The organism is Sessilibacter corallicola (assembly GCF_021290925.1).
GTDB classification, from domain to species: domain Bacteria; phylum Pseudomonadota; class Gammaproteobacteria; order Pseudomonadales; family Cellvibrionaceae; genus Sessilibacter; species Sessilibacter corallicola.
Window position 1 is genome coordinate 891,145 of sequence record NZ_JAJSLX010000002.1, and the last position, 12,769, is coordinate 903,913.

Consider the following 12,769-nt stretch of genomic DNA (forward strand, 5'->3'; position numbering starts at 1 on the left):
TAGGGTGCTAACCCCTTGTTATTTAGAAGTTTTTTATTTTCAAAATAACCGATAGAAAACCTCTAAATACAAGGATTACGCAAGCTTCGCCGCGAATACCATGGAAATTTCTTAATCCAGATTTCCTACGCGAACGAGAACAAAAACGAGTAACGCAGTTATGAAAGATACGCTCATTCAGCAAGGCTTTGATCTATTGCTATACGGCATGGGAACGGTGTTTGTGTTCCTAGCGTTGTTAGTTGTAGCAACCATGATTATGTCTTCCGTGGTAGCAAAACTACCCGCCGAAGAGATGGTAGAGGCACCAAAACCAGGTGCTGCGAAACCGACAGTTGATGCGAAGTTAATGAAAATTATCCAAGCAGCGATAGATCAACACCGCAAACAATAAGCGGCCTTTTTGAGAAGTTGAGAGATTAGTTATGGCTAACACGAAAAATAAGCTAGGAATAACCGATGTGGTGCTGCGTGATGCGCATCAGTCCTTGTTTGCGACCCGCTTGCGCTTAGACGACATGCTTCCAATTGCTGAGAAGCTCGATCAAGTTGGTTTTTGGTCTTTAGAGACCTGGGGTGGGGCAACGTTTGATGCCTGTATTCGTTACTTGGGCGAAGATCCATGGGAGCGTATTCGCGAGCTTAAAAAAGCGATGCCTAAGACTCCTATGCAGATGCTATTTCGCGGTCAAAACATTCTTGGCTACCGCCACTACGCCGATGACGTTGTTGAAAAGTTCGTTGAGCGCTGCGCCGTTAACGGTGTAGATGTATTCCGTGTTTTCGACGCAATGAACGACATGCGTAACCTTGAGACCGCTTTGAAAGCCGTTAAAAAAGTCGGTAAGCACGCTCAAGGCACTATCTCTTACACCATCAGCCCGGTTCATAACTTAGAAATGTGGGTAGACATGGGTAAGCGTATCGAAGATGCCGGTGCTGACTCCATTGCCATTAAAGACATGGCAGGTCTACTTAAACCGTATTACGGCTACGAATTGGTCAAGCGCTTGAAAGAGTCGTGCGATATTCCAATTCACATGCAATGCCATGCAACCACGGGTCTCTCTACTGCGACAGCTCTGAAGTGTATCGAAGCTGGAATCGATAACATCGATACCGCGATTTCTTCGATGTCCATGACCTACGGTCACAGCCCTACCGAATCTGTTGTTGCAATCCTTGAAGGCACCGAGCGCGATACCGGCTTGGATTTGAAACTCCTTGAAGAAATTGCGGCTTACTTCCGTGAAGTGCGTAAGAAGTACGCTAAGTTTGAAGGCTCTTTGCGCGGTGTTGATTCCCGAATTCTAACGGCTCAAGTCCCTGGTGGTATGTTGACCAACATGGAAAACCAGCTTCGTGACCAAGGTGCAACCGATAAATTCGACGCTGTATTGGAAGAAATTCCGCGCGTTCGCGAAGATTTGGGCTTTATTCCATTGGTAACGCCGACCTCACAAATTGTCGGTACTCAAGCAGTACTGAACGTGTTGACTGGCGAGCGTTACAAGTCTATTTCGAAAGAAACTCAAGGTGTGTTGAAGGGCGAGTACGGTGCAACTCCGGCGCCAGTAAACGCTGAACTTCAAGCAAAAGTACTTGAAGGCGCGGAGCCAATCACTTGCCGTCCTGCTGACGTGCTAGAGCCAGAAGTCTCGAAATTGACCGACGAGCTTTTAGGTCTTGCGTCTGAAAAAGGCATTTCATTGACCGAAGGTGAAGGTCAGATTGACGATGTACTGACTTACGCCTTGTTCCCACAAGTTGGTCTTAAGTTCCTAGAAAACCGTGGCAACCCTGATGCGTTCGAACCGAAGCCTGGTAAGCCAGAACCGGTTAAAAACGAAAAAGGCGAAGAGATCTACACAGTCACTGTTGAAGGTCAAAGCTACACCGTAGCTGTTGCCAACGGCGGTGAAATTTCTGCGCTTTCTCCAGTAGGTGGCGCTTCTGCACCAGCGGCTGCGTCTTCTTCTGCGGCTCCTGTTGCTTCTGGCGGTGATCCAGTACCTGCGCCTTTAGCGGGGAATATCGTGAAGATTATTGCCGCGCCAGGGCAAGCGGTTGAAGAAGGTGAAACAATCATCGTTCTTGAAGCTATGAAGATGGAAACCAACATTGCCGCACCTAAGTCTGGCACGGTTACCACCATTGACGTCAAAGTCGGCGATGCCGTTGCTGTTGGCGATTGTCTATTGAGCATCGCATAAGCGGAGTCTGTTGTGGAAAGTTTACTTACTCTTTGGCAGGACTCTGGCCTGTATAACCTCACCGGCGGTCAGTTAGTCATGATCGTCGTTGGTATGCTGCTGTTGTTCCTGGCTATCAACAAAAACTTTGAACCTCTATTGCTTGTACCGATTGGTTTTGGCGGTATCTTAGCCAATATCCCAGGTGCTGAGTTGGCAATTTCAGCCACCGAATCTGCGATTGCCGGTGGTGATCCTGAGGTGCTGAAAGCCCTGGCAGCCGCTTTTGGGGTTGAGCAATGGGAAAACGTGAAGCTTCTCAAAGAGGCATACGGAAATGCATCCGCTGAGGCGTTGTTGACTGCGGAGCAAATCGCATCCAACTACAACTACAGCAACGGGATGTTGTACAACTTTTATTCTGTTGCGATTGCCTCTGGTGTGGCCCCGCTCCTTATTTTTATGGGCGTTGGTGCGATGACCGATTTCGGTCCACTGTTGGCGAATCCTAAAACCCTATTTTTAGGGGCCGCTGCTCAGTTCGGTATTTTCGCTACGGTGATGGGTGCGGCAGCACTCGGGCATTTCGGTATCATGGATTTCTCCGTCGCTGATGCAGCTGCAATCGGCATTATCGGTGGCGCTGATGGCCCAACCGCGATTTACGTGGCTTCTTTATTGTCTCCTGATTTGTTGGGTGCTATTGCGGTTGCTGCATACTCATACATGGCGTTGGTTCCTATGATTCAGCCGCCAATTATGAAAGCTCTGACTACCGAAGAAGAGCGCAAAATCGTAATGAGCCAGTTGCGTCCGGTTTCTCAGCGCGAAAAGATTGTTTTCCCAATCGTTGTATTGGTGTTGGTTGCGCTATTTCTACCGTCAGCGGCACCGTTATTAGGTATGTTCTGTTTCGGTAACCTAATGAAAGAGTGTGGTGTGGTTAGCCGCTTGAGCGATACTGCTCAGAATGCTCTGATCAACATCGTCACTATTTTCTTGGGTTTGTCCGTCGGTTCTAAACTTGCAGCTGATAAGTTCTTGGATCCAAAAACATTGGGTATTTTAGCGCTGGGTATTGTCGCTTTCGGTATCGGTACTGCCATGGGTGTATTGATGGCGAAACTGATGAACGCACTCAGTGAGAAGAAAATTAACCCCCTTATTGGTTCAGCGGGTGTATCGGCGGTTCCAATGGCGGCGCGTGTATCCAATAAAGTGGGTATGGACGCAAACCCACACAACTTCTTGTTGATGCATGCGATGGGTCCAAACGTTGCTGGTGTTATCGGTTCTGCGGTTGCAGCGGGCGTTATGATTTCAATGGTGTCAAACTTCCAATAATTTGACGTCAAATTATTTTCCGGGTTTTTTTGAATTATATGAGCATCGTTCAGAAACCTTTCCTGGCTAGTGGGGACGTTTAGTCCCCACTTTTTTATTCTTCCTTTTATTGTTCGTTTTCCTCGTATCTCTCCGCCTTTCTTTTTTATTTACACTGCCCTCTGTTTTCTTTCTCTTGTATGATTATTGGCGTGCATTTATTCCACGTTGGTTAGTGTGAACAGGCCCTAGGTGATGTATGTACAAAATTATTGTTTATGTTCCTTGTGAATCCGTTGATTCAGTGAAGCGTGCTTTGTTTGACAGTGGCGCCGGGAAAATAGGTAATTACGAACAATGTTGTTGGCAGAGTGAAGGGATTGGTCAATTTAAACCGGGTGAGGGCAGTGACCCATTTATAGGTGTTGTTGGCAAGGTTGAACAGATCAAAGAAACAAAGTTAGAACTGGTTTGCACTGAGCAGTGTATTAAAGCAGCGATAACATCCATGTTGGTTGCTCATCCTTATGAACAACCTGCGTATCAAATTATTCCTTTTTTTACGTTGGAAAATTTGTAATTAAATGGATGTTCAGTTTCTAAAAAATTTTCCAATACTTTTTGTGTGGAAAAATTGTATAGAAAAACAGAAATTTACTAATCGTTTGTAGTAACGGTGCTGTTTCTGATGGGGAATTCTTTGTTAGGAAAATCGGCAAAGTAGTCTTTTAGCGTTGATCTTACTACTGGAAAGGCGAGCTTATCCCAAGGAATTTCTGCTTCGGTAAATAACTCGACTTCTAAAGATTCGGGGCCAGGACCAAAATCTAATGACGCGATTTCACTCAAGTAAAAAACGTAAACTTGGCTGATGTGTGGAAGGCTAAAAACTTGATAAAGCGTATGGTTTTTCAGTGTTAAACGGGCTTCTTCCCAAGATTCACGCGCAGCACCTTGTTCCATGGATTCGCCGTTTTCCATAAAACCTGCAGGCAGAGTCCACAACCCAGAGCGAGGCTCGATCGCACGTTTACAAAGCAGCACTTTATTTTCGTAAACGGGCAAACACCCAGTAATAATTTTTGGGTTTTGGTAATGGATTGTGTTGCACTCATCACAAACATAGCGCTGTCTGTCGTCGCCATGTGGGATTTTCAACGTGACGGCTGAGCCGCAAATACTGCAAAATTTCATGAACTGCTTCCGAGAATGAGTTTTGCAGTATAACCTAATTTAGTGGACGGCTGCAGGTGCCTCAAACGATAAAATTTTTGCGCTGGTCGTGTTTTCAGGCTGTGCAGGTTGCTCGGATTCCATGCCTTCGTTAAGGGCTTTGCGCAGCTCAAAAAAGCTTTCGTGCATCATTTGCGATATTTCGATGCAGGCGTTCAGAGGTGTGCCACTGATTTTTCGTTTCGCGTCTATTTGAAACTGTAAACCGCGAAGACGATTTTGCAGTTCTGGTGTGGCGTTTTCGATCAAGTATTGGATGTGTTGTTCTCGAAGCTTTTCTAGGCCTTCTGGGTTTGACTTGGCCATTTCCATTAGTGTGTCAAAGTCTGGTAATTCACTGATCATAATCGACTCCATTTGTAACAATCCTTGGTTTTATTTTTCAATCCTTGGGTTGTGCTTCTAGAATTTAATTAACTTAACGCATTTGATGGTATCAATCGTTAAAATAGGTTTTAAATAATAAATTATTATAACGAAAAGAAATTTAATCGAACCAAAAGTGATCATCTTTGCTCTTAAAGGATACCTATCATTCCTTTAGGAACGGGATCTAGAAATTCGTTCCAATGTTGGCTAATTTCAAGGAGTTCAGTAACTTTATTGTCTTATGTCTAAATTGTTAGAAAATAACTTGATTTCTAAAGAAAATAAGCTTGTTCAAGCGAATTCGCCTCGAATGGCTGCTGTGCTGGTGGGTTTAATCCAGCAGTTTGGCGGTTATTCCATCGTCTTAACACGGCGTGCCTTGCACTTAAACTCACACGCCGGTGAAGTTTCTTTGCCCGGTGGTAAGTGGGAACCAAACGATTCAACGCTGATTGAAACGGCATTGCGAGAATCGGAAGAAGAGGTTGATTTACCCCGTCATCTGGTTGACGTTGTCGGTTGTTTGCCTGAGCGAATCTCAAAACTGGGGGTTCGTGTTGTGCCAGTGGTTGGTGTGATTGAAGGCCAACCGGTGTTTACCCCGAACAGAGGCGAGTTGGATGAGGTCTTTCTGATTCCGGTTGAATACCTCGTATCCGATAATCGCATCAGAACCGATGTTTTCAAGCGCGGCGGTGCCAGTCATTGGGCACCTGCGTGGCAGTTCGAACATTTTGAAGTTTGGGGCTTAACCGCAAGAATTCTCGTCGATTTGCTCGATTACGGATTCGGCGTCAAGCTGGATCGATCGCATTCCGCGCCAGAAAGGGTTTTCAATTAACGTTCTAATATTGGTAGACTTCGCCAAATTTTATTAAGTGCGCAGTTGTTTATGACGTTCAAAACCTTAAAGTCTTCGAAATCTCAAGTTACCGGCCATGTCGAGGCGACACCTGCCGAAGCGATGGTGAAATCGCCATGTGTCTCGGTTTGCGTGTTAAACGACGAAGATATTTGTGTCGGTTGTTACAGAACCGGCGAAGAGATTTCAAAGTGGGGACGGTTGGACAACGATGGCAAGCGCGCCGTGCTCAGTGAGTGTCACGGTCGCGCCCGCAAGATGAATCCGTTTCTTTAGTGTTTTTAGTGCTTTGATCTAAATCCGTTATTGCTTGATAGGTGCAACTCGGGCTTTTTCGATCATCTTCTCGTTAAGTTTGGTAACTTCAAACACGTAACCCGCCAGTTGAAAACATATCACGCCATCTGGAATGGATTGTAAGAATTCTACCGCTAAACCGTTTAGGGTTTTTGGGCCTTCGGTGGGCAAATTCCAATCGAGAAGCTTATTAATGTCTCTGATTGATGTGCTGCCATCAATCAAGTAAGAGCCATCTTCCTGTTCGGTGATATCTTCGTGTTTGTCCTCTGCGGTGTTGGTAGTGAAATCACCGACGATTTCTTCCAGCAAATCTTCCAGGGTAACTAAACCCTGCACCTCGCCGTATTCGTCCACCACGATACCCATTCGGCTTTTCTCTTTTTGGAAGTTCAGCAACTGATTGCTCAGAGGCGTGCCTTCGTGGACAAAGTAGGGTTTGCGAGTGAAACGTCGAATCGATGCGTGGGTGACGGTGCTGTCGTCACCGGTTAAGAATCGCGAGGCGTGTTTTAAATGCAGCGTACCAATCACATTGTTGATGTCGCCTTCATAAACAGGAAGGCGTGTGTAATCCGTTGAGCGAATCAGTTCGATCAAGCTTTCCATGTCTGCGTTTAGGTCGAGTCCTACCACTTCGTTGCGTGGAATCATGATGTCTTCGACCACGGACTTTTCCAGATCGAGAACGTTCAGCAGCATGCCTTGGTGTTGATCAGGAATCAGATCGCCAGCTTCGTCGACCACGGTGCGAAGCTCTTCCGGCGCCAAATGGTCTTGCTTGGAAGCCTTGTCTGGATCGACGCCAAAAATTCTTGCCAAAGAATTGGACAAATAGTTAACGACCAATACCAGTGGATAAAATAATTTTAACAGGGGTAACAAAACCCAGCTGAACGGGTAGGCGACTCGCTCTGGGTGCAGTGCTGCGATTGTTTTGGGGGTTACTTCCGCAAAGATAAGCACGACGATGGTTAAAACGGTGCTGGCAAGGAGCACGTAACCTTCACCGTAAAGGCGGATACAAATAATGGTCGTGAGTGCGGCGGCAATATTATTGACTAGATTGTTGCCAATTAAGATGACGCCAATCAAGCGATCAGGACGGGCTAATAGGTGCATCACCCGCATTGCGGACTTCTCCCCTTTATTGGCGGCGTGTTTTAAACGATATCTGTTAATAGACATCATGCCGGTTTCAGAGCTTGAAAAGAAACCTGACAACACGATTAATCCGGCAAGGACACCAAATAGTATGCTAATGGGTACGTCGTTCAAGCAGGGAGTAACCTATATTTGTTATGTGAATTAGTTGTTATGTGAATTTTGTAATCTGGTCGCGATTATAACGTGTTTTCGTTATATGTCTTCGGTCTAAACGATGGGTCTATTCAAGATAAACTCAATCACCAGCTTGCTTCCGAAATACGCCACCATCAGCGAACAGAAACCCGCCAGAGTCCAACGAATTGCGCTGTTACCTCTCCAGCCCCAAATGTGCCTTCCCCACAATAATATGGCGAACAGTACCCAGGCGAGAATGGACAGGATCGTTTTGTGTACCAAAGTTTGTGCGAACATGTCTTCCAGGAAGAGAAAACCGGAAAAAATAGACAATGTCAAAGTAATTTGTCCGGCCCAGACGACATCAAACAGGAGTGATTCCATGGTTTGTAGCGGCGGCAGTAAGCGCACGCGGCCGGTCATATGTTTGGCTCTGAGCTGATGGTTTTGCCACGCCAATAGCAGCGCGTGCAGAGTAGCGATGGTCAACAGACTGTAGGCCAATACCGACAGGGTTATGTGGGTAAATAATCCCGGAGAAATGTTGTGCGACGGTGTGATTGGACTTTCCGTGAACAGTGATGCCAAGACCACACAGGCTGAAAACGGAAACAAAAATACAAATAGGTTAAGAATAGGCAGCCGCAATCCGCTCAAAGCAACCAGCAGGTTCACCACACAGGTAATCAGCGACAACGCAGTGAAGAAACCCAGTCGGTAGCCTTCGTCTACAAATACTAAGTGATAGATTCCAAGGGCATGGGCGACAACGGCGATACAACTCAGTGGAATCAGCCAGTTGCGTTGAATTTGTTGAAGTTTAGCGATTTGGACCGATAAATAACCACCGGAAACCAGATAAAGCAAGATAGCTGTAATACTCGGCGCTGAAGCGATCATTTCGATAGGGTTTCAACTATTTAATACATGGGTTTGGAATCAAGCTAACAAGTGTGTCATAAGGTTAGTATCAATTGAAGGTGTAATTTTCTCAGTGGTAAGAATTTAAGGAGCTTCTGACTAACCTCAATATTACTCAGCGTGATCTCAAGCATGCAGTTGCAAGGCGCCGTTTGTAATTAATGGCCTTAGTCCTTAATAAAAACGGCAACGCCGCAAATGTGCGTTTGAGATCACGCCCTTCGGGGCCTGCCAGTTTTTTCCTGCTTTGCGTTGTGCTTTTTCGATTTAACCCGTTAGACCTTCAAAAGCACGCCTTAATCAGAAAAAAACTCCTTGGCCTGAGTGATCTTGAGGTTAATCAGAGGCTCCTTACCAAGAAAATTTCTTATTTGGGGGATAATGATCAAATTCTAACGGCTCACGGGCTTTGGGAGCTTATTTGGGGGTCGATTGCTTCTGTTTATTAGCAGCCATTACTAGCAATAATTGAGGCTACGGTATTGTCATTGATCAGTGTTGCCGTTTGGTTCAGTATCTGCGGCAATGTTGCGCTTGTCCGTGCATTTCCCAACGCATTGGGTATACTTGCCGCCAATTAAAAATTCATTCTAATTTCAGCCAATTTGCTAATTCTATGTTTGAAAGTCTTTCAGATCGCCTAACGGAATCGTTACGTTCAATTACCGGTAAATCTCGAATTACCGATGACAATATCCAAAAAACCTTGCGAGAAGTTCGAAAAGCACTTCTTGAGGCGGATGTTGCGCTGCCTGTTGTTAAAGATTTTATCGCCCAAGTTCGCTCGAAAGCGTTAGGCCAGCAAATCTCTAAAGCACTGAATCCTGGTCAGCAATTCTTGAAGATTGTTGAAGGTGAGTTAGTCAGTGTAATGGGGGAGGCCAATGAATCTTTGGATTTGGCAACCCAACCGCCGGCGGTTCTTCTTATGGCCGGTTTGCAAGGGGCGGGTAAAACTACCTCTGTTGCGAAATTAGCAAGATTCCTCAAAGATCGTCAAAAGAAAAAAGTATTGGTTGTCAGTGCGGACGTTTATCGCCCAGCCGCGATCGATCAGCTCGAAACCTTAGCGAACGAAATTGAGGTTGAGTTTTTCCCATCCAGTGCCGATCAAAAGCCCGTCGATATTGCCAACAACGCAATTGATCATGCAAAACGCCAGTTTTTCGATGTTGTTATCGTTGATACCGCCGGTCGTTTGCACGTAGACCAAGAGTTGATGGAAGAGATTCAAGGCTTACACGCAGCGGTTAAGCCGGTAGAAACACTCTTCGTTATCGATGCCATGATCGGTCAAGATGCCGTGAATACGGCGAAAGCATTTAATGAAGCCTTGCCGCTCACTGGCGTTATCCTGACCAAAGCGGATGGTGATGCACGTGGTGGTGCGGCTTTATCGGTACGAAATGTTACCGGTAAGCCCATTAAATTCTTGGGGGTTGGTGAAAAGGTTGATGCCTTAGAGCCATTCCACCCAGAGCGTATTGCGTCGCGAATTCTCGGCATGGGTGACATCATGTCACTGATTGAACAAGCCGAGCAAAAGGTTGATAAAGAGAAAGCCGAAAAGCTTGTTAAGAAAGTCCAAAAAGGTCAGAAGTTCGACCTTGAAGATTTGCGCGACCAACTGCAACAAATGGCCAACATGGGCGGTATGTCTTCTATGTTGGAGAAGCTTCCAGGTATGGGCAATATGGCGCAAATGGCTGAGCAGGCCAACGTTTCTAATCAGTTTAAGCAAATGGAAGCGATTATTGGCTCCATGACTCCCGAAGAGCGCCGAAACCCCGACATTCTTAATGGTTCTCGTAAACGCAGAATCACCATGGGTTCTGGTACTGATGTTCAAGATTTGAACCGTTTGTTAAAGCAACACAAGCAAATGGCAAAAATGATGAAAAAAATGAAAGGCGGCGGCATGAACAAAATGATGCGTGGCCTTGGCGGCATGATGGGTGGTATGCCTGGCGGTGGCAATCTTCCACCGGGTTTTGGTCGCTAATTCCTGCCAATATCTCTTCTCAGATCTATACAATTCTGCGCGATTCCTCTATAATCGCGCGCCTCGCGGGCTCTGGATCAATTTTTTGGTTTTAGCCCGCAACTAAGCAACGTAAAAATTGGCTTTTACTAAACTGGTTTTCGTCGTTGTTCTTTCTTTTTATTTACACGTTGTAAATTCGCATTGCCGGGAGGCAAGGCACAAAAAGGTTTTATTACAGGAAAAATTCAATGGTAAGCATTCGATTGGCTCGCGGTGGTTCTAAGAAACGTCCTTTTTATCACGTGACTGTAACTGATTCTCGTAAAGCTCGTGATGGTCGCTTCATTGAGCGTTTGGGTTTCTTCAACCCTGTCGCACGTGGTCAAGAAGAACGTTTGCGTATCGATACCGCCCGTATTGAATACTGGGTTGGCCAAGGTGCGCAAGTATCAGATCGCGTAAGCAAGCTTTTGAAAGACGCTCAAAAAGCTGCATAAGTGATTGAAACCTGTGGTTGCTAAGAAGTCTGGCTTAATACCGGTTGGAAAAATTACCACAGTCTTCGGTATTAAAGGGTGGGTAAAGATTCATTCTGATACTCAGCCAAAAGAGAATATTTTTAAGTACGATCCTTGGTGGTTGAAAACTCGACACGGCGTCAAAGTGTATGAGTGTGATCAATTTCAGCCACACGGAAATGGTTTAATCGCCCACTTTAAAGGGGTAGATGATCGAAACGCCGCTGAACAATTAGTGGGTGTTGAGATTGCGATTGACCAGCAACAACTTGAGCCATTGGATTCGGGTGAATATTACTGGAGTCAGTTAATCGGGCTTCGTGTAGCAACCCAATTCGGTGGTCACGAACCAAAAGATCTCGGCGTTGTTAAGCGCATTATTGAAACGGGCGCAAATGATGTTCTGGTTGTTTTAGGCGACCAAAACAGTATTGATACCCGCGAGCGCTTAATTCCATACGTGCCCGAGCAATTCATTGTTGAAGTTGATTTGAACAATGAACAGATTCTCGTCGATTGGGATAGTGAATTCTAAATCGGTGAGAAACCTTCGGATAACGTAAAGGAGTGATTGGGTTGCGTTTAGCGGTAGTGACACTGTTTCCTGAAATGCTTAACGCTATTACTGCCTACGGGATTACCTCCCGAGCAATAAAGCAAGGTATCGCAGATATTCAGTGTTTTAATCCTCGAGATTACGCTATGGATAAACACAAAACAGTCGACGACCGCCCTTATGGTGGCGGCCCAGGTATGTTGATGATGATTCAGCCTTTACAGGATGCAATCAATTCAGCAAAAGCGTGGTGCAGCGACCAAACTGGTTCAGTGACCGTGGTTTACTTAAGCCCCCAAGGCGCGCCGTTAAATCAGTCGATCGTGAATGATTTAACGAGTTCACCAATTCATAACTTGGTGTTAGTTGCCGGCCGATACGAAGGCATTGATGAGCGAATTATTAATTCGATGATCGATACCGAAATTTCTATTGGTGACTATGTGTTAAGTGGTGGTGAGTTGCCGGCAATGGTGTTAATCGACACATTGATTCGTCAATTACCTGGTGCTTTAGGGCACAGTGCGTCAGCACAAGAAGATTCTTTTGCTGAAGGTTTGTTGGATTGTCCGCACTACACGCGACCGGAAGTTTACGAAGGTCAGCGAGTACCGGAGGTATTGTTATCCGGGGATCACGAGAGAATCCGCAAGTGGCGACTAAAGCAATCATTAATTCGTACTTATCAGCGCCGACCTGATCTCCTGAGCAATCGAACACTCAGTGAAGAAGAAAGCGCGTTACTGAATGACTATCTTCAAGACCAAGCGTCACCGAGTTAAAGGCTGACAGCAGCGGTTTTGAAAGACTGATATAGAATTTAATTTGTATAGCTGTGAAGCTACACACCCATGCTAAGGTTAGGAGCATAAGATGACTAACAAGATTATTCAGGAACTCGAAAGCGAACAGATTAAGCAAGACGTTCCAGAATTCAGCCCAGGCGACACCGTTGTAGTTCAAGTAAAAGTAAAAGAAGGTAGCCGTGAGCGTCTTCAGGCTTTTGAAGGTGTTGTTATTGGTAAGCGTAACCGTGGTCTACACTCTGCGTTTACCGTTCGTAAGATTTCTCACGGTGTTGGTGTTGAGCGTACTTTCCAAACACACAGCCCGTTAGTTGACAGCATTGCCGTTAAGCGTCGTGGTGATGTTCGTCAAGCGAAACTATACTACTTGCGTAACTTGACTGGTAAAGCGGCTCGTATTAAAGAAAAGCTTAACTAAGATAGA

The 12,769-nt window shown here is 45.6% G+C and carries 15 protein-coding genes; 11 read left to right on the top strand and 4 right to left on the bottom strand.

All coding sequences use genetic code 11. From position 1 onward, the window contains the following. Positions 1–160 precede the first annotated feature (160 nt). The 4 genes from LU361_RS11105 to LU361_RS11120 all read left to right on the top strand — a co-directional run bounded on the left by LU361_RS11105 (position 161) and on the right by LU361_RS11120 (position 4,095). A complete protein-coding gene (locus tag LU361_RS11105; protein ID WP_233088914.1) occupies positions 161–394 on the top strand; it encodes an OadG family protein in 234 nt (77 codons plus the stop codon). A 31-nt stretch (positions 395–425) separates the two neighbouring features. Next, a complete protein-coding gene (gene oadA, locus LU361_RS11110; protein ID WP_233088915.1) occupies positions 426–2,213 on the top strand; it encodes a sodium-extruding oxaloacetate decarboxylase subunit alpha in 1,788 nt (595 codons plus the stop codon). A 12-nt stretch (positions 2,214–2,225) separates the two neighbouring features. Further along, entirely contained in the window at positions 2,226–3,536 is a 1,311-nt protein-coding gene (locus tag LU361_RS11115; protein WP_233088916.1) for a sodium ion-translocating decarboxylase subunit beta, read from the top strand. 238 nt (positions 3,537–3,774) lie between these two features. After that, complete coding sequence (locus LU361_RS11120; RefSeq protein ID WP_233088917.1) at positions 3,775–4,095, top strand: YqfO family protein; 321 nt, start codon at positions 3,775–3,777, stop codon at positions 4,093–4,095. 77 nt (positions 4,096–4,172) lie between these two features. On the opposite strand, the gene LU361_RS11125 is transcribed toward LU361_RS11120, so the two are convergent. After that, the gene (locus tag LU361_RS11125; protein ID WP_233088918.1) at positions 4,173–4,709 is read right to left on the bottom strand and encodes an NUDIX hydrolase; all 537 of its coding nucleotides are present in this window, start codon (positions 4,707–4,709) and stop codon (positions 4,173–4,175) included. A gap of 39 nt (positions 4,710–4,748) precedes the next feature. Beyond that, positions 4,749–5,093, bottom strand: coding sequence for a DUF3135 domain-containing protein (locus LU361_RS11130; protein ID WP_233088919.1), 345 nt, complete (start codon positions 5,091–5,093; stop codon positions 4,749–4,751). Between the two features lie 265 nt (positions 5,094–5,358). Between LU361_RS11130 and LU361_RS11135 the strand changes: the two genes are divergently transcribed. Further along, complete coding sequence (locus LU361_RS11135) at positions 5,359–5,958, top strand: NUDIX hydrolase (protein WP_233088920.1); 600 nt, start codon at positions 5,359–5,361, stop codon at positions 5,956–5,958. 51 nt (positions 5,959–6,009) lie between these two features. After that, entirely contained in the window at positions 6,010–6,255 is a 246-nt protein-coding gene (locus LU361_RS11140; protein ID WP_350338013.1) for a DUF1289 domain-containing protein, read from the top strand. 27 nt (positions 6,256–6,282) lie between these two features. Here LU361_RS11140 and LU361_RS11145 read toward each other — a convergent pair whose 3' ends face one another. Continuing rightward, entirely contained in the window at positions 6,283–7,554 is a 1,272-nt protein-coding gene (locus LU361_RS11145; RefSeq protein ID WP_233088921.1) for an HlyC/CorC family transporter, read from the bottom strand. A 96-nt stretch (positions 7,555–7,650) separates the two neighbouring features. Beyond that, complete coding sequence (locus tag LU361_RS11150; RefSeq protein ID WP_233088922.1) at positions 7,651–8,460, bottom strand: cytochrome C assembly family protein; 810 nt, start codon at positions 8,458–8,460, stop codon at positions 7,651–7,653. A 637-nt stretch (positions 8,461–9,097) separates the two neighbouring features. Here LU361_RS11150 and ffh point away from each other — a divergent pair. The 5 genes from ffh to rplS all read left to right on the top strand — a co-directional run bounded on the left by ffh (position 9,098) and on the right by rplS (position 12,763). Next, positions 9,098–10,483 (top strand): signal recognition particle protein, encoded by a 1,386-nt coding sequence (ffh, locus tag LU361_RS11155; protein ID WP_233088923.1) that lies wholly within the window; start codon positions 9,098–9,100, stop codon positions 10,481–10,483. A gap of 230 nt (positions 10,484–10,713) precedes the next feature. Continuing rightward, positions 10,714–10,962: a 30S ribosomal protein S16 gene (rpsP, locus tag LU361_RS11160; RefSeq protein WP_233088924.1), complete on the top strand. Its 249-nt coding sequence runs from the start codon at positions 10,714–10,716 to the stop codon at positions 10,960–10,962. Between the two features lie 13 nt (positions 10,963–10,975). Then, positions 10,976–11,518: a ribosome maturation factor RimM gene (rimM, locus tag LU361_RS11165; protein ID WP_233089532.1), complete on the top strand. Its 543-nt coding sequence runs from the start codon at positions 10,976–10,978 to the stop codon at positions 11,516–11,518. Positions 11,519–11,559: 41 nt separating this feature from the next. Further along, positions 11,560–12,321 (top strand): tRNA (guanosine(37)-N1)-methyltransferase TrmD, encoded by a 762-nt coding sequence (gene trmD, locus LU361_RS11170; RefSeq protein WP_286206472.1) that lies wholly within the window; start codon positions 11,560–11,562, stop codon positions 12,319–12,321. A 91-nt stretch (positions 12,322–12,412) separates the two neighbouring features. After that, positions 12,413–12,763: a 50S ribosomal protein L19 gene (gene rplS / locus LU361_RS11175; protein ID WP_233088926.1), complete on the top strand. Its 351-nt coding sequence runs from the start codon at positions 12,413–12,415 to the stop codon at positions 12,761–12,763. The last annotated feature ends 6 nt before the right edge of the window (positions 12,764–12,769 follow it).